General features: G+C 66.9%; 16 protein-coding genes. 1 reads left to right on the top strand and 15 read right to left on the bottom strand.

Going from position 1 to position 15,524, the window contains the following annotated elements:
* Window positions 1-22 precede the first annotated feature (22 nt).
* From ABD154_RS04085 to ABD154_RS04055, 7 genes are all read right to left on the bottom strand, one after another.
* Entirely contained in the window at window positions 23-268 is a 246-nt protein-coding gene (locus ABD154_RS04085) for a hypothetical protein (RefSeq protein WP_344250245.1), read from the bottom strand.
* A gap of 61 nt (window positions 269-329) precedes the next feature.
* Complete coding sequence (locus tag ABD154_RS04080; RefSeq protein ID WP_344250243.1) at window positions 330-1,217, bottom strand: HTD2 family dehydratase; 888 nt, start codon at window positions 1,215-1,217, stop codon at window positions 330-332.
* Window positions 1,214-2,362: an acyl-CoA dehydrogenase family protein gene (locus ABD154_RS04075; RefSeq protein WP_344250241.1), complete on the bottom strand. Its 1,149-nt coding sequence runs from the start codon at window positions 2,360-2,362 to the stop codon at window positions 1,214-1,216. The genes ABD154_RS04080 and ABD154_RS04075 overlap by 4 nt, the downstream gene beginning before the upstream one ends.
* Before the next feature lie 104 nt (window positions 2,363-2,466).
* The gene (locus ABD154_RS04070; protein ID WP_344250239.1) at window positions 2,467-3,783 is read right to left on the bottom strand and encodes an Nramp family divalent metal transporter; all 1,317 of its coding nucleotides are present in this window, start codon (window positions 3,781-3,783) and stop codon (window positions 2,467-2,469) included.
* Between the two features lie 156 nt (window positions 3,784-3,939).
* Entirely contained in the window at window positions 3,940-4,473 is a 534-nt protein-coding gene (locus tag ABD154_RS04065; RefSeq protein WP_198500276.1) for a carboxymuconolactone decarboxylase family protein, read from the bottom strand.
* 10 nt (window positions 4,474-4,483) lie between these two features.
* The gene (locus ABD154_RS04060) at window positions 4,484-4,858 is read right to left on the bottom strand and encodes a GNAT family N-acetyltransferase (RefSeq protein ID WP_211978366.1); all 375 of its coding nucleotides are present in this window, start codon (window positions 4,856-4,858) and stop codon (window positions 4,484-4,486) included.
* Window positions 4,859-4,955: 97 nt separating this feature from the next.
* Complete coding sequence (locus tag ABD154_RS04055) at window positions 4,956-6,032, bottom strand: pirin family protein (protein WP_344250235.1); 1,077 nt, start codon at window positions 6,030-6,032, stop codon at window positions 4,956-4,958.
* Window positions 6,033-6,244: 212 nt separating this feature from the next.
* Between ABD154_RS04055 and ABD154_RS04050 the strand changes: the two genes are divergently transcribed.
* Window positions 6,245-7,486, top strand: coding sequence for a glutaminase (locus ABD154_RS04050; RefSeq protein ID WP_344250233.1), 1,242 nt, complete (start codon window positions 6,245-6,247; stop codon window positions 7,484-7,486).
* Window positions 7,487-7,495: 9 nt separating this feature from the next.
* Here ABD154_RS04050 and ABD154_RS04045 read toward each other — a convergent pair whose 3' ends face one another.
* The 8 genes from ABD154_RS04045 to pxpA all read right to left on the bottom strand — a co-directional run bounded on the left by ABD154_RS04045 (window position 7,496) and on the right by pxpA (window position 15,438).
* The gene (locus ABD154_RS04045) at window positions 7,496-7,978 is read right to left on the bottom strand and encodes a MarR family winged helix-turn-helix transcriptional regulator (protein WP_198500272.1); all 483 of its coding nucleotides are present in this window, start codon (window positions 7,976-7,978) and stop codon (window positions 7,496-7,498) included.
* A 600-nt stretch (window positions 7,979-8,578) separates the two neighbouring features.
* Complete coding sequence (locus ABD154_RS04040; RefSeq protein WP_344250230.1) at window positions 8,579-10,099, bottom strand: PepSY-associated TM helix domain-containing protein; 1,521 nt, start codon at window positions 10,097-10,099, stop codon at window positions 8,579-8,581.
* Between the two features lie 167 nt (window positions 10,100-10,266).
* Entirely contained in the window at window positions 10,267-10,923 is a 657-nt protein-coding gene (locus tag ABD154_RS04035) for a hypothetical protein (RefSeq protein WP_344250228.1), read from the bottom strand.
* Between the two features lie 124 nt (window positions 10,924-11,047).
* Window positions 11,048-12,037 carry a 5-oxoprolinase subunit C family protein gene (locus ABD154_RS04030; protein ID WP_344250226.1) on the bottom strand — a complete coding sequence of 330 codons (990 nt, stop codon included), beginning with the start codon at window positions 12,035-12,037 and terminating at the stop codon, window positions 11,048-11,050.
* A complete protein-coding gene (locus ABD154_RS04025; protein ID WP_344250224.1) occupies window positions 12,034-12,942 on the bottom strand; it encodes a 5-oxoprolinase subunit B family protein in 909 nt (302 codons plus the stop codon). Before ABD154_RS04025 ends, ABD154_RS04030 begins: the two co-directional genes overlap by 4 nt.
* Window positions 12,939-14,291 carry an acetyl-CoA carboxylase biotin carboxylase subunit gene (locus tag ABD154_RS04020; protein ID WP_344250222.1) on the bottom strand — a complete coding sequence of 451 codons (1,353 nt, stop codon included), beginning with the start codon at window positions 14,289-14,291 and terminating at the stop codon, window positions 12,939-12,941. The genes ABD154_RS04025 and ABD154_RS04020 overlap by 4 nt, the downstream gene beginning before the upstream one ends.
* A 67-nt stretch (window positions 14,292-14,358) precedes the next feature.
* Window positions 14,359-14,598, bottom strand: coding sequence for an acetyl-CoA carboxylase (locus ABD154_RS04015; RefSeq protein WP_198500267.1), 240 nt, complete (start codon window positions 14,596-14,598; stop codon window positions 14,359-14,361).
* Between the two features lie 96 nt (window positions 14,599-14,694).
* Complete coding sequence (gene pxpA, locus ABD154_RS04010) at window positions 14,695-15,438, bottom strand: 5-oxoprolinase subunit PxpA (protein ID WP_344250219.1); 744 nt, start codon at window positions 15,436-15,438, stop codon at window positions 14,695-14,697.
* Between the last annotated feature and the right edge of the window lie 86 nt (window positions 15,439-15,524).

Here is a 15,524-nt window from a genome sequence, read left to right as displayed (position 1 = left end):
CAGCACGACGCCCTCTCAGGAATCATGCGGTCTTGGAGTCAACCAAACCTTCGGCAGTCCCGTTCGCCCTCATGGACCAGTCACCCTCAGGCATCATGCCCGATTCGATCATCGCCAGGAGTTCAAACCGATCCTGCTCGGACCATTCGTACCGATCCGGGTTCCACAGCAGCATGTACGCCGCATACGGGACCAACTGTCGAGTTTTGGAGTCACTTCCCATATCAACCCTCACCTCATCGCCGATTTCCTCGTTCTTCCATTTCAACCTAGTTCAGCTCAACAAGTTGCGTGACACATGACTTGGCGGTCGCTGATCGTGCACCTATTCAGTTAGCCATCGTCACCTTCGCCACCATCACCGTCACTCCGCCCGGGCCGACCGCTTCGAGCTCGTACCGCCCCTCCTCCGCTTTCTGTCCCACGAGGTGGATCTGCTCGTCGACGAACACCGGCGCCTTCGCCGTGAACGCATACCCCGTCACCTCAGTGTTGGGGTGGTTCCGCAGAAACGCGTCGAGGAGGAATGTCGCCGTGAGAGGGCCGTGCACAACGAGCCCGGGATAGCCCTCCACCTCGGTGGCATAGGGGTGGTCGTAGTGGATGCGGTGCGAGTTGAACGTCAGCGCCGAGTACCGGAAGAGCATGACTTCATCGGGTCGCACTGTCCGAACCCAGTCCCATCCCTCCGGCGCAGGAGTGTCCGACCGCGGCGCCGCAGCCGCCAACTCTGCCCCGCTGCGTCCCCCGTCGGCCGTTCTCGCCCGAGGTTCGGTTCCCTCCCGGTAGACGATCGTGTGACGGTCGACGGTCGCCAGCGTGCCGTCTGCGCTGATTTCGTGCCGGACCACGACGAAGCACAGCGGCCCGCTGCTCCCGGCCTTCTCCGTCACGGATTCGATCGTCGACGTCCGCGCCAGCGCCTGCCCGGGGCAGATCGGGCTGTGGAAATCAAGCGCGCTGCCTGCCCACATCCGCCGCGGCAGTCCCACCGGCGGCATGAACCCGCCGAGCAGCGCATGGCCGTCGTCGCCGAGCTCACTCATCGGCACATCGTCTTCGGGGAATTGGAGCCAATGACCGAGCGGGAACAGCACCGCGGGCTCGGCCGCTGCCTCGTTTCCGAGCAGCACGGCCAGCCTCCGAGCCCGCTCCCCCGACGCGACATCCTCCTCGGTCTTCGTCCGTCCGACCCACTCCTGCAGATCCACCGTCACACCCGGTTCCTTTCGATGAGCTGCTTGGCGATGACTCCCAACTGGATCTCATTCGTCCCCTCGCCGACGATCATCAGCGGCGCATCCCGGTAGTAGCGTTCGACGTCGAACTCGGTCGAATACCCGTACCCGCCGTGGACGCGGATCGCGTCGAGGGCCACCTCGGCGGCCATCTCCGAAGCGAAGTGCTTCGCCATTCCCGCCTCCATGTCGACCCTCGCCCCGGCGTCGAATGTCCGTGCGGCGTGAAGGACGAGCTGGCGAGCGGCCTCGAGCTTCGTCGCCATCTCCGCGAGCCGATTGCCCACCGCCTGATGCCGCCAGATCGGCTTGCCCATCGACTCCCGCTCCTGCGCGTACTTCACGGCGTCATCGAGCGCGGCCTGCGCGACCCCGAGCGACCGCGACGCCACCTGGATGCGCCCGATCTCGAGCCCCTTCATCATCTGCTTGAAGCCGAGCCCCTCGGTGTCGCCGAGCAGCTGCGTGCGCGGCTGACGCAGACTGTCGAAGAGGAGCTCGCACGTCTCGACGCCTTTGTACCCGAGCTTCGACAGATCCCTCGAGATCGTGAAGCCCTCGCCTTTCTCGACGAGGATGATCGAGATTCCGGCATGCCGTGGCTCGGCGTGGGGATCGGTCTTGCACAGGAGCGCGATGAGGTCGGATCGGCGGGCGTTGGTGATCCACGTCTTCGAACCCGAAATGACGTAGTCGTCGCCTTCGCGCACCGCCGTCGTCCGGATCGCCTGAAGGTCGGAGCCGCCGCCGGGTTCGGTCAGCGCCATCGTCGCGCGCAGCTCCCCCGTCGCCATTCGCGGCAGGTAGGTCTCCTTCTGCGCGTCGGTGCCGAAGTCGGCGATGAGCTTCGCGACGACGGTGTGGCCACCCATCGCCCCAGCCAGCGACATCCACCCGCGCGCGAGCTCCTGGGTGATGAGCGCGTATGCCTCCGTCGAGACCTTCCCCGCGCCCCACGGCTCAGCGATCGCGAGCCCGAAGATGCCCATGTCCTTTATCGTCTGGATCCACGCCTCGGGATACTCGTCGGCGTGCTCGACCCGGTTGACGTGCGGTCTGACGTCGTCGTCGATGAACTTCGCAACGGTGTCGATCATCATCTGCTCTTCAGCGCTGACAGCCATAAGACGATTCTCGTCGTTCCGGCCTCAGCGCGCACCACCTCGGCGGATGACGGGACGGAGCCCCACCTCGGCGAGGTCAGCCGTCCGAACGACCCCTCACCGCCCTACCCCACCAACCCCGACACGGACTCGATGACCTGGAGGACGGCGAGGAACCCGAAGAGGCCGAGGCACACGGCCAGCAGCACGTTCGACCACCAGCTGTTGCGCAGGGAGACCGGGACCGAGGAGCGGTTGAGGATGACGAGGAGGGCGAGCGCGAGCACGGGGAGGATGAACGCGCTGATCGCGGCGTAGACGAGGACGAGGGTGACGGGCCTGCCGAGGCCCATGATGATGAGCGTCGCGACGCTGAGGTAGACGAGGACGACGCGGAACTCGATCGACGTCGCCGACATCTCGAACCGCGCCTCGTCCTGGTGCGGGTAGCGGCGGAGCACCCGGATGCAGTCGGCGGTGACGTAGGCGATGCCGGAGAACCCGCCGAGCACGCTCGTGTAGACGACGGCGAGGAAGCTGAGCAGGAAGATCAGGCGCCCGACGTCGCCGATCGAGGCGATGAGACTGTCGGCGATCGCGAAGAGGGCGTCGTTGTCGGCGATCGTGAAGCCCTGACCGTAGAGGATGAACGCGCCCACCGCGCTCATCGCGACGGCGAAGACGAACACGAGACCGTAGCTGATGAGGAGGTCGAGGCGGACGACGGGCTTCCAGTCGGCGCTGCGCCACGACTTCTCCCGGATCCAGAACGAGTACGCGAGGATCCCCGTCGCCCCGCCGACCCCGCCGATGAGCGACATCACCGTGATGATCGACGTCTGCGGGAAGACCGGCACGATCGTCTCCGCAGCGATCTCCTGGGCACCCTGACCCTGGAAGACGGAGAACGCGAGGGCGATGATCCCGAAGAACATGATGATGCCGAAGCCCATCATCGCCTTCTCGACGATGCCGTAGCGGCCGATCCCGACGAGGACCGCCGCGGAGAGGAGGACGACGATCGCCGTCGGCCAGAACGGCAGGACGGGGAAGATCGCCTGGAGGATGTTCGCGCTCACGGCGACGACGCCGGCGCCGAAGAAGAGTCCGACGAGGAGTTCGGCGATGAGGAAGAGCGCGGGGAACAGTCGTCCCCCGAACCGGGTGAGGTGGGAGAGCAGCGACCGGTCACCGCTCATCTGCAGCCGCGACACCGCCTCGGAGAGGACGAACTTCAGGGCGATCCCGACCGTGAAGACCCAGATGAGCGCGAGACCGTACTCGGCCCCGGAGTTCATCGTCGTGATCATGTCCGAGGCCCCGACGCTCGCGAGCGCGAGCACGATCCCCGGTCCGATGAGCCGCAGGCGTGCGGTGAGGTTCACCGGCGCCGAGGCGGTCGCGGGCTCAGTGGTCGACGGCGGTGTCGGTTCGGCTGGCATTCTCTCGTGACTTTCCTCAGGTCGGCGCAGATCGGTCGCACCTCGGCCGGCAGTGCGCCGAGGTGCGACCATCAGTGTGCCCGGAGGCGGCCGCCGGTGCCCCGACAGTCTCAATGGCTGGGCGCGTCAGGCGTGCTCAGGTCAGTCTTGCGCGAGTCAATCGTCCGCGGCCTTCGTCCCGCCGGAGCTCGGCGGCGCCCCGCCTCCGGCGGCGAGCATCGCCGCGAGCTGCTTGCCCCCGACGGTGGGATGGTTGCTCGCGATCGAGATGCGGTTGAACGCGTTGATGAGCGTGACGACCCATTCGATCGCTGAGATCTGCTCCGTGCTCAGATGCTGCCCCACCTCGGCGGCGACCGCTTCGTGGTCGACCGGGACGGACAGGTCCGTCAGCGACTCCGCGAGGAGGAGGGCCGAGCGTTCGACATCGCTGAAGATCTCCGCATGTCGCCACGCGGAGAGGATGTCGAGTTTGAGCTGGTCGACCCCGGCCTTCCGCGCAGCGGGCACGTGGATGCTCAGGCACGTGTGGCACCTGTTCATCTGCGACACGCGGGAGTTGACGAGCTCGATGAGCGCGACGTCGAGGCCCGCGGCCACCGCCGCCTTCCGGGTCGCCTGCGCGGCGGCGACGGCAGCCTTGTAGATCTCGGGATTGGCCTTGTCGATGAAGGGTCTGTTCGCGTGCATTCCGCTGCGCTCAGGCCTCTTGCTTGACCTGATCGAAGTCCGCGCCCGTGGGGTTGCGGATCTTGCCGCCCTCGGCAATGTACTCATCGCCGGACTCCTGCAGCTTCTTGACGAAGAGCGGGCAGATCGCGACGACGGTCTCGCCCTTCTCCCGTGCATCCTTGAGCGCCTCGTTGACGAGGATCTTCGAGAGTCCGCGGCCGCCGAACTTCGAATCGACGGTCGTGTGATAGAAGATCCGCTCGTTGGGGTCCTTCGCTCCCACGAGGTAGTGCGCCCGACCGGCGACCTCCCCGTCAGCGACCTTGATGTCGTACGCGAGACCCGCCTCGTCGAGTTCGACGGTGACGTCTTCTCCGGTGGAGTCCTTGAGTGCATCGTTCATCGTTCTTCTCCTTGTGTCGGTGATGCGGGGTCCGTGGTCTGGGCCGGGGTGCGGAGTTGATGGTCAGGGGATCGGGATGGTGTGGGCGCTCAGCCTCTCAGAACTGTGTCTCCTCATACGTCTCGTCCTCCCCACCCTGAACTTGGGGCGGCGGGTTCTTCCGGGCCGGAATCGGGGTCTCGGGAAGGTCGGGGGCAGGCAGTCTGCCGAGTCCCTCGGCATTGCGACCGGGTCCGCCGCGGCCGACGTAGCCCTCGACGACGCCGAAGCGGTCCGAATGGTCCTGCCACTCCTGCCGGTATTCGACGATCTCCTCATGGCTGCGGCCCACGAAGTTCCACCACATGACGATCTCCTCGGTGAACGGCTCCCCACCGAGGAGGACGAGGCGGGCCGGCGTCTCGCCGAGGTTGGCGATGCGCAGCTCCTCGAGCCCGACCCCCGTGTAGCCGATCGCAGCGACCGGAAGGGGGACGTTCTCAAGCGCGATGTCCCCGGCGTCGACGAGGAGACCGTGCTCGAAGTCGGGGTTGACCGGCAGATCGATGCTCGCCCCGGGGTTCAGCCGGATCTCCGCGCCGAGGAGGGGCGAATGGGTCTTGACCGGGGACGACTCGCCCCACAGCTCACCGAGGAAGACGAGGAGCTCCCCGCCGTCGAAGGCCCTGACCTGCGGGGCGTAGTGCTCGAACTCGCGTTCCTTCTGATGCCGCGTGGAGTCGGGCTGCACCAGCCACAGCTGGACGCCGTGAAGGGTCTTCGTGTCATCCGTCGAGACCTCGGAATGGCAGATCCCGCGGCCGGCGGTCATGAGGTTGACCTCGCCGGGCAGCACGAGCCCGGCGTTGCCGCCGGAGTCGATGTGCTGGATGGCACCTTCGAAGAGCCAGCTCACGGTCTGCAGGCCGGTGTGCGGGTGCGGCGCGACGTCCATCCCTCCGGAGGGGGAGACGTCCTCGGGGCCGTAGTGGTCGGCGAAGCACCACGGTCCGATGAGGGAGCGCTGCCGTTGCGGCAGCGTGCGGCGGACGGTCATCGCGCGCGGTCCGCCGAGCGGAACGTCGCGGGCGGTGATGATCTCGACAGGAGCGCGCCCCTGCTGATCGCACTGCGGACCCGGCAAGCCGCCTGACCGGCAGACCACCTGGTCCGGGCGGGTCTCGACGTTGCTCATGGACACCTCCACTCCTGCCTGCTCCGACAGATCCTCCCCCCGCCGAGGCGGTCGACCCGACCGAGGTTGCCTCTTTGGTGCCACCAGGGGTCACGTCGGTCCCACCTCGGCGCGGGAAGGGCGTCGAAGTCGTTGCGATCTCAACAATCCCACACATGTAAGGTTGCGTCCAGAGGCGGCCCGCCGGGCCGAAATCGCAGAGAGGCAGACCCATGCGCACTCCCATTCCCGACTACCTCAACGAGATCCTCGACGACCTGCGCGACGACGACCGCGGCGCCGTCGCGGACTACATCCCCGGACTCGCCTCGGCCGATCCCGACCGTCTGGCCGTCGCCCTGACGACGGTCGAGGGGCGCACGTACGCCGCCGGCGACAGCGACGTCGAGTTCACCATCCAGTCGATGTCGAAGCCCTTCGCCTACGCGGCGGCGCTGACCGACCGCGGTACGACCTTCGTCGACGGCCGCATCGACATCGAACCCTCGGGTGAGGCGTTCAACGAGCTCTCCCTGGAGACGGGCACCTACCGGCCGAAGAACGCGATGATCAACGCCGGCGCGATCACCGCCCACAGCCTCCTCGTCGGCGAGGGAGCGAGCCGGGACCAGCGGGTCGAGCGGGCCCTCGCGTTCTTCTCGACGCTGGCCGGCCGGCAGCTGCGCATCGACGAGACGATCTACGAATCGGAGCTCGAGACCGCCGATCGGAACCTGTCGATCGCGCACATGCTCCACAACTACGGGATCATCGAGGACGATGCCCACGAGGCGGTCGAGGGCTACACGGCGCAGTGCTCGATCCTCGTCACGGTCTCCGACATCGCGACGATGGCCGCGACCCTGGCCACCGGAGGAGTCCAACCGGTCACCGGCGAACGGGTGATCTCGAAGCCCGTGGCCCGGCAGACGCTGTCGGCGATGGCGGCGGCCGGCATGTACGACGCGGCGGGCTCGTGGTTCAGCGATGTCGGGATCCCGGCGAAGAGCGGGGTCGCCGGCGGCCTTCTCGGCGCGCTGCCCGGCCAGGTCGGGCTCGGCGCGTTCTCCCCGCGGCTCGACGAGCACGGCAACAGTGTGCGCGGCGTCGAACTCTTCAGCCGGATGTCCAAGGACATGGGCTTCCATCTCATGGAGGTCGAGACGACGGGGTCGCGGGCGCTGCGCGACATCCGCACGGACGGGGACACGACGACCGTCGACCTCCAGGGCACCGTGAACTTCAGCGGCGCCGAGGCCGTCCTCCACGAACTCGACGGCACCGCCCCGCCGTCGGGCACCGTGGTCTTCGACGTCAGCCGGGTCGACGCGTTCACCGACGTGGGTCGCCGCATGGTGCTCGAGGCGATGCGCCGGCTCACCCTCGACGGACTCGAGGTCGGACTCTTCGACCCCGAGTCGAAGCTGCCCGACCCGGACATGGGCGACGGCAACCGCCCCTTCGACGCCTCCTGAGGCGCCGGCTCACTCCGGAGCAGTCGCCTGCGGCTTGAGCGGTTTGAGTTTGCTGACGAGCGCGAAGAGCTGATCGGCTTCGGCGTCGGTGAGCCCGGAGAACCCGTCGAGGATGATCTCAGCGTTCGTCTGCGCCGCCTCGTCGCGGAGAGCGAAGCCCTTCTCGGTGAGTTCGACGAGCACCCCGCGCTGGTCCTCGGGATCGGGAATCTGTGCGACGAAGCCACGGGCTTCGAGGCGGCGGAGCAGCCGGCTGAGCGCACTGCGACTGAGCACCATGAGCTGGAGCAGATCGCGCTGGCGGATCTGCTCGTCCGGTGGAGTGTTGATGAGCGCGTCGAACTCATTGACGGTCAGGTCATGACGGTCGCGGAACTCAGCGGCGAAACGCACCATGAAGTCCTGATGCTTCTCCAGCATGAGGCGCCAGGCGGCGATCTGGATCGGAGCGATCTTCTTGAGGATCGTGCTCACCGGGGTCGTCTCAGTCATGGTCGACCCCCGACCCGGCGGCTCGGCTCCGGGTCGAGGATCTGTGTCGTGCGCGGACGACGTCCGTTGGCAGGGAGGTGGAGGACACCGGCTGCGAGGCGCGGTGCTGCGACTTTCGAGCGGCATGGGAGGAAGAGAACATAACAACTCCTGCAGACATTCGGGCACGGCACTGTGATGACGAATCGGCAATCCCACTTGCAGATAACCAGCAATCCCGCTTGTGGGGTGAGGATGATGGCGGAGATGAACTCTTCTCAACATTTGTTGCCTCAGCAACATTTTCATTGTTCAATGGAACTGTTCGGCATTCCGACGGGCGTAGTTCCCCGAAGAATTCCGGCAGCCCCACGAGCGAACCCGATGCATCCCCGCACCTTCCCCGCTTTGGGCTGACGTGCGGCGTCCAAACGGGCGTCGCACGTCAGAGTTCTCTCCCAGCATATCCACAGATTCTGCCCTGTCCAGGGAAATGCGTCTGCGCGTGCGCCTCTCACCACGGATTTCTCACAAGACCCCATCGGTTTCCCCGCAAAGCACCGACCGCCTCGGCGAGGGATGATTCCCCCACCGAGGCGGTCGTCCGCTTCCGTACTCAGGTCAGCTCCGCGACGCGGGTGCCATCTCCTTCCCGGCACCGGCCTGTGCCCGCGCCTTCCGTCGGGCGAGGAGTCCGAGGATGACGTCGAGGACGAGGAACGCGACGAGGCTGAGGCCGACCAGCGGCAGGAAGAGTCCGATGCCGGCGGCGGCGAGGACGACGAGCGCCACGCCCCACCACGGCGCCTGCTTGAGCGCTCCGCGGGCCGGAGCGATCCCGAAGCGGCGCGAGGTGTCGTGCTTGGGTCGACGTTGCCACCACATCGTGTATCCCCACACGACCATCGAGGCGATGCCGAGGGCAAGGACGAAGAGGACGATCTGATTGGGCAGACCGAACAGCGTCCCCATGTGGAGGTCGATGGCCACGCTCGTGAGCATCGCCGCCACCCCGTAGTCGGAGAACTCGACGCGGTCGGTCTCGGCCATCGTCGCCATGTCGTAGGCGACGGACACCGTGCCGGTGTTGTCCGGGTAGTCGTGCTGGTAGCGCTCGACGAGCCACGCGGTGTCCGCATCGGCCGGCGGCACGATCTCGATGTACGACGTCGTGAAGCCGGCGTTCTCGGCCATCGAAGAGATCATGTCGAAGTCCGCCGGGCTCGGGGTGCCGGCCGGGGTCGCCTCGGCGCCTCCGGATGCGGCACCGTGCCCGGCATGAGCGCCACCGGCGTCCGCCTCGGTGCCGGTGTCCTCACTGAGCTCGGTCGACACCGACGGCGTCGTCCAGTTGAGTGCTTCGCGCAGGGCTCCGACGTTCCCGCCGCCGAGCTGGGACCACGTGGTCCCGGTGGCGGAGAGGAAGAGCATCCCGACCGCGATCCACACACCCGTCGAGGCGTGCCACGACAGGGTGCGGCGCAGCCCCTTGTGCTTGCGGGAGGGCTTGAGCATCGAGCTGATCTTCTTCGCCTTCCGCGCCCGCACGATCCACAGGCACAGGCCCGCGGCGGCGATGATCCCCATCCACGAGGCGGCGAGTTCGCTGTAGTACCGCCCGACGTCGCCGAGGTGGAGGTCGGTGTGGAGGCGGGAGATCCACGTCCGCACCGGCAGGGTGCTCGACGCCGCGTACACGGGAAGGTCGCCCTTCACCTCGGCGGTCGTCGGGTCGACGAAGATCGTCCGGTAGTCACTCGAGTCGAGCGTCGGGTCCTCGTACATGACCCGGGTCGTCATGCCCGGTTCCGGGGCGGGACGCACGGTGGCGATCGTCTGGCCCTCCCCGATGTAGGCATTCGCGGATTCGACCTGGTCGGACAACGGCAGCGCCGGTCCCTCCGTCGAGGCGGTGAGCTCGTCGGCGTAGACGACCCGCTCGATCTGCGGGCTGATCGCGTAGACGGCACCGCTGAGGGCGGCGATGAGGATGAAGGGGCCGACGAGGATGCCGGCGTAGAAGTGCAGGCGGCGCAGGAGCGAGGAGAACCACGGCTGCCGGCGGTCGGGAACGGGCCGCCGGGTGGGCGGCTGGGTGGCGGTGTCCGAGTTTTCGGGCAGGGGTGATGACAGTCCTGTCATGGTCAAGCTTTCTGTGTGGAATGGTCGGCGAAGGACGCATTCGGGCGCGCTTCGCCGGCTCGGCGGCGGTCCCGGGCGCACGCGCGGCAGCACCGCGGCACAGAGTCGGTCGTGGCACGGCGATGCCACGGCATCGGGCCGGGCGGCCGAGCCGTGGAGGTCAGTGATCAGAAAGCCGGAAGCGGGGGTCCGCGCCTGAGCACCGGTGAGCGCAGGACCCCCAGCGGTGGGGGCACGAAATCGCAGACCGGGACGGCCAGACGGGGGCGCTCGGGCAGCGCGCGAACGGTGCCGAGGGCCGGCACGAGGGCGCGGACGACGAGGCGGACGAAGGCGAGCAGCCGCACCGGCAGGGTCTCGGCCCAGTAGATGAGGGCGATCGTCGCGATCGCCGCCACGCAGTGCATGATCGTCATCGGCACGGAGAAGTGCGAATGCATCTGGCTCATCTGCCCCGCCGAGGCGGCCATCTGTCCCGCCATCGCACCCGAACCGTCCATGCCCGCATGGTCCATGGCCTGGCGTTCGACGGCGGTGGCGCCCATCGCCATCGGATGCATCGGGGTGAAGACGGAGAAGAGACCGTGGAAGAGGCCCTGGCTGACGAAGACCGAGGGCACGAGTCGGGCCAGGGTCATCCGCCGCCCGGCGAGGAGCACGCAGACGAGCAGCGAGAGCGCGAGCGGAGCGACGATGCCCATGAGCGTCGGCATCGACCCGCCGCCGAGGATGTGGGAGGTGAGCGCGAGGAAGGTAGCGGCAACCGCGGCGGCAGTGCCCCGCAGGGCGCGCTGGCGGCGCCTGTCCTTCTTCACGCCCACCATTGTCACACGAGCGGGCGGGCCGTTCTCACTCGACTGCCGGGGTGCGATGCCCGGGATGCAAGGCGCATTGGGCTCCGCATGAGCCTGGTGGCCGAATGGCCCACTCTGTCATTTCCACAGCGCCTCATTCCCACAGGGCAGCTACGGCATCCTTGTACTCTCTGCGCGCGGCAAGCGCCTCCTCCATCGTCACCTCGACGAACCGCGTCGTCGTGCCGGGAGTGGCCCGGGCGACGAGATCCATATCCGCGCTGATGACCGTGGCCACCATCGCATAGCCGCCGCCTGAGACGGCGTCACGGTGAAGGACGATCGGCTGCGTGCCGCCGGGGATCTGGATCGAGCCCACGGCGTAGCCGGCATCGACGATGTTCGACGGGTCGGAACCCGCGCCGAAGGGCTGCTCGCGCTCCACCCACTCCACTCCGGGCCCCTTGTAGCGCAGACCGGCTCGGTCGGCGACCGGGGTCAGCTCCCACTCGCCCTCGACGAGGCTGCGCTTGCCCGTCTCCGTCAGCCGGAAATCGTAGAGGCCCATGAGGATGCGCACATCCTGCTGTTTGGCGAACGACGGTCGCGCCGCTTCGTCGACGACGGTTCTGTTCGGAGCCTCACCGCTGCCGTCCCCGATCGGCAGCACATCTCCGACTTCGAGTTTGCGGCCGTTGAATCCGCCCATCTGCCCCAGCGGATAGGTCGACCGTGAGCCGAGCACGACGGGCACATCGACACCACCGTGGACGGCGATGTAGAAGCGAGCCCCGGAGCGTAGCATGCCGAATTCGACGGTGCCCCCGGCGGGAACCTCCACCGTCTGCCATGTCGGTGCGGGTTCGCCGTTGACCGTCACATCGATGTCGCCTCCGGTCACGGCGATCGTGGCGGCCGAGTCGAAGCGCAGGTTCGCACCCATGTAGGTGCATTCGAGGACCGCCTCGTCCGGCGAGTTGCCCACGAGCATATTCGCCGCCTGCGATGAGTAGTTGTCGAGTGATCCCCCTTGCGGCAGTCCGACGTTGTAGTGGCCGAAGCGGCCCCGATCCTGAACTGTCGTCGACAGGCCAGGGGTGAGGACCTCGAAGGTCGCCCGGTCAGAGGGTGTCGTCGCGCTCACTTCAGTGCCTCCAGGAGTTCAGCGTTGTACGCGGGTCCTTCTGCCAGTGCCCGTTCCAGGTCGAAGGTGACCGGAGCCTGTTTGAACGCATAGGTGTTCGCGTCGACCTCCTTCTGGATCTCGTTGTACTCAGCCTCGTCGATGGGACGGAAGCGCACGATGTCTCCGGGCTTGAAGAAGATCATGAAATCGGCGAAGTCAGGGCCCTTCTGTTCGGGTTCGAAGATCGGCGCCGCGGCCACTCCGAACATCTGGTATCCGCCTGCTCCCCGCACGGAGTAGAGGGCACAGAAGCACCCGCCGTGCCCGATCGTCAGTTTCGGAGTGTCGGTGCGCGGGGCCAAGTACTTCGGGACTTCGAGCTGATGGTCGCGGTCCACCAGCTGATACATGAACGGCAGCCCTGCCACGAAGCCGACCATCGTGACCAGCCACGGCGAGGAGTGGTGGGCCTGGATGAACTCGTCGGCGCCGGCGAAGCCGTTGACGGCGGCCGCATAGTCCAGATCGGTGCCGGACGGGTCCTGGTGGTAGCCCTCACGGAAACGCTCGACCACCTCGGCGGTGAAGGGGTCGGAGTACCAGACGGGGACTTCGACGATGCGCGTCTCCAGCGTCGTCGTGTCGGAGTGGATGACCGACTTCTCGACTTCTCTGACGGCCGCCTCGAGCGTGCCCGGGGCGATGACGTCGGGGTCGAACCGGATGAGGAGTGAGGCGTTGGCAGGGCAGAGTTCGACGATCCCGGGCAGCTCTCCCCCGTCGATGCGTTCGGCGAGGGTCCTGGCGATGAGCATCGCCCGGAAGTTGGCCTGCAGGCTCATCTCCTCCGACACCTCGACGAAGAGGAATTCGTCGCCTCCGAACGTGTAGCGGGCCGGTCCGAGTTCAATGGTCGTGGTCATAGCGTCTCCAGGAGGATGTCGGCGGATTCCACAAAGGTCGAATAGTGGTCGACGGCGGCGAATTCCTCGCGGGCGATGAGCGCGCGCAGCAGGGGAACCGTGGTCTTCACCCCGTCGATCTCGGTGTCGTCGAGCGCGCGCTGCATCTTCGCAATGGCCTGGTCGCGGTTCGGCGCGTGCACGATGAGCTTGGCGAGCATCGAATCGTAGAAGGGGGCGACGACTCCGCCTTCGACGAAGCCGGAGTCGATCCGCACTCCCTCCCCGTCCGGCCATCGCAGTGCGGTGATCGTCCCCGGCGACGGCATGAAGTTGTGTGCGGGGTCTTCCGCGTTGATGCGCACCTCGATCGCGTGCCCGTCGAAGGCGACCTCGTCCTGCGTGACCGACAGTCCGCGGCCCTCGGCGATCCGCAGCTGTTCGGCGACGATGTCGATGCCCGTGACGAATTCGGTGACGGGGTGTTCGACCTGCAGACGGGTGTTCATCTCGATGAAGGCGGCGGTCTCGCGAGCCGGGTCGTAGAGGAACTCGACGGTTCCCGCCCCCTTATAGCCTGACCTCCGCGCCAACTCGACGGACGATGAGCGGATGAGGTCACGGACGTGGTCGGGCAGTCTCGGCGCCTCTGCCTCTTCGATGACCTTCTGCTGGCGTCGCTGCATCGAGCAGTCACGGTCGCCCAAGTGGATGTACCGTTCCCCGTCACCGAGGACCTGGACTTCGACGTGTCGGGCGCGGTCGACGAAGCGCTCCATGTAGAGAGCGTCATCGCCGAATGCCGCGGCGGCCTCTGCCCGGGCGATGTCGATCGTTGCCGGCAGCTGCTCTGCCGACTCGACTCGACGAATGCCGCGGCCGCCTCCGCCTGCCGATGCCTTGACCACGAGCGGATACCCGATCTCCGCAGCGATCGCCGTGACGTCGGCGTCGGCGGCGAGCGCGCCATCGGACCCGGCGAGGGTGGGGACGCCGGCGTCGACGGCCGCTGCGCGCGCCGCGGCCTTGTTGCCCATCAGGCGGATCGACTCCGGATCGGGTCCGACCCAGATGATCCCGGCGTCGCTGACCATCTGGGCGAAGTCGGCGTTCTCGGAGAGGAAGCCGAAGCCGGGATGAAGGGCGTCGGCACCGGAGTCGCGGGCGGCTTTCAGCACGGCTTCTCCGTTGAGATAGGAAGCGGTGGCCGGTGCGGGACCGACGAGTGCGGTGTCATCGGCCATCTGAGCGGCCAGGGAGTCCGTGTCCGCCTCGCTGACGGCCAGGGTCGTGCGTATTCCGAGTTGTCGGGCGGTGCGTATGATGCGCACCGCGATTTCGCCGCGGTTGGCGATGAATAGGTGGTCCATGAGAGGGTCTCCAGCTCTGGGTGGATGGGAATTCTCGGGATCGGCCGGGATGGGAACCCGGGCGGACTCAGGCCTCGTCGATGACGGCGATGACGTCGCCCGGGTTGACCGTGCCCTCGTTCTCCACATTGAAGGAGGCGACGGTACCGGCGGTCTCCGCTTTGACCTCGGTGAATTGCTTCATGATCTCGACGATTCCGATCGTCTGTCCCGCTTCGACGGTGTCGCCGATCTCGACGAAGTCGTCCTTTCCGGGGGCGGGCTTCCGGTAGAAGACACCGGGGAGTGGGGAGATGATCTCAGCCATGTCGGTTCCTGCTTTCGTTGTTCTTCGCTGGCCGGACGTCAGCGTCCGATTGGGTGGGGAATGTCTGGAGAGGGGTCTGGGAGTCTGCGAGGACCGTCAGCGGCTGCCGGCATCCTCTTCCTCGGCGGCGTCGATGGCGGCTCTGACTGCCCGAACGACATCGGCGGCGTTGGCAGGATCTGAGTGCACGCAGACGCTGTCGAAATCGACGGTGAGCTCCGTTCCGTCGTTGGCGCGGATCGTGCCGTCTGTCATCGCCGAGGTGATCCGCGCAGCGGCCTCGGCAGGGACTGCGGGCTGGGGAGCGCGTTCGATGACGAGTCTGCCCTCGGCGTCGTAGCCGAGGTCGACATAGATTTCGGCGACGAAGGGGACGCCGAGCTCGTCGCAGACGGTCTTGTGCGCGGTGTTCGCCAGACCGAAGACCGGGACGCCGTGGACGAGCGCGACTCGGGCGACCGCCGCCATGAGCTCGGGGTCGCGGCCGACCATGCCGTAGAGCGCCCCATGGGGTTTGATGTGGTTGAGCCGAAGATCGTGTCGGTCGAGGAAGGCCGTGAGCGCCCCGACCTGGTAGGTGACGATGTCCTCGACCTCATCGGCGCTGAGCACCATCGGTCTGCGCCCGAATCCGGCGAGATCGGGCAGTCCCGGGTGCGCTCCCACCTTCACCTGGTTCTCCGCTGCGAGTTCGACTGTCGTGTTGATGATGTGCGGGTCGGCAGCGTGGAACCCGCATGCCACATTGGCGACGTCGATGAGCGTCATCAGCTCAGGATCGTTGCCGAATGCGTGCAGACCGATTCCTTCGCCGAGATCGGCATTGATTGTCTTCGTCATCGGTGACCTCCTGGCACAACCGTATGGAATCCGGATGTGACCTGCACCACGCCGATGATCAAATTCCCCGCGAATTATTGTGCACA

The sequence above is a fragment of the Brevibacterium sanguinis genome, assembly GCF_039528855.1.
Lineage (GTDB): Bacteria > Actinomycetota > Actinomycetes > Actinomycetales > Brevibacteriaceae > Brevibacterium > Brevibacterium sanguinis.
This window is presented reverse-complemented; position numbering and strand designations above follow the sequence as displayed.

Coding starts and splice junctions, on each gene's coding strand:
- ABD154_RS04055 (WP_344250235.1), bottom strand. CDS start 6,032: ATGAGCAACGTCGAGACCCGCCCGGACCAGGTGGTCTGCCGGTCAGGC.
- ABD154_RS04070 (WP_344250239.1), bottom strand. CDS start 3,783: ATGCCAGCCGAACCGACACCGCCGTCGACCACTGAGCCCGCGACCGCC.
- ABD154_RS04050 (WP_344250233.1), top strand. CDS start 6,245: ATGCGCACTCCCATTCCCGACTACCTCAACGAGATCCTCGACGACCTG.
- ABD154_RS04035 (WP_344250228.1), bottom strand. CDS start 10,923: ATGGTGGGCGTGAAGAAGGACAGGCGCCGCCAGCGCGCCCTGCGGGGC.
- pxpA (WP_344250219.1), bottom strand. CDS start 15,438: ATGACGAAGACAATCAATGCCGATCTCGGCGAAGGAATCGGTCTGCAC.
- ABD154_RS04020 (WP_344250222.1), bottom strand. CDS start 14,291: ATGGACCACCTATTCATCGCCAACCGCGGCGAAATCGCGGTGCGCATC.
- ABD154_RS04015 (WP_198500267.1), bottom strand. CDS start 14,598: ATGGCTGAGATCATCTCCCCACTCCCCGGTGTCTTCTACCGGAAGCCC.
- ABD154_RS04045 (WP_198500272.1), bottom strand. CDS start 7,978: ATGACTGAGACGACCCCGGTGAGCACGATCCTCAAGAAGATCGCTCCG.
- ABD154_RS04075 (WP_344250241.1), bottom strand. CDS start 2,362: ATGGCTGTCAGCGCTGAAGAGCAGATGATGATCGACACCGTTGCGAAG.
- ABD154_RS04025 (WP_344250224.1), bottom strand. CDS start 12,942: ATGACCACGACCATTGAACTCGGACCGGCCCGCTACACGTTCGGAGGC.
- ABD154_RS04065 (WP_198500276.1), bottom strand. CDS start 4,473: ATGCACGCGAACAGACCCTTCATCGACAAGGCCAATCCCGAGATCTAC.
- ABD154_RS04040 (WP_344250230.1), bottom strand. CDS start 10,099: ATGACAGGACTGTCATCACCCCTGCCCGAAAACTCGGACACCGCCACC.
- ABD154_RS04060 (WP_211978366.1), bottom strand. CDS start 4,858: ATGAACGATGCACTCAAGGACTCCACCGGAGAAGACGTCACCGTCGAA.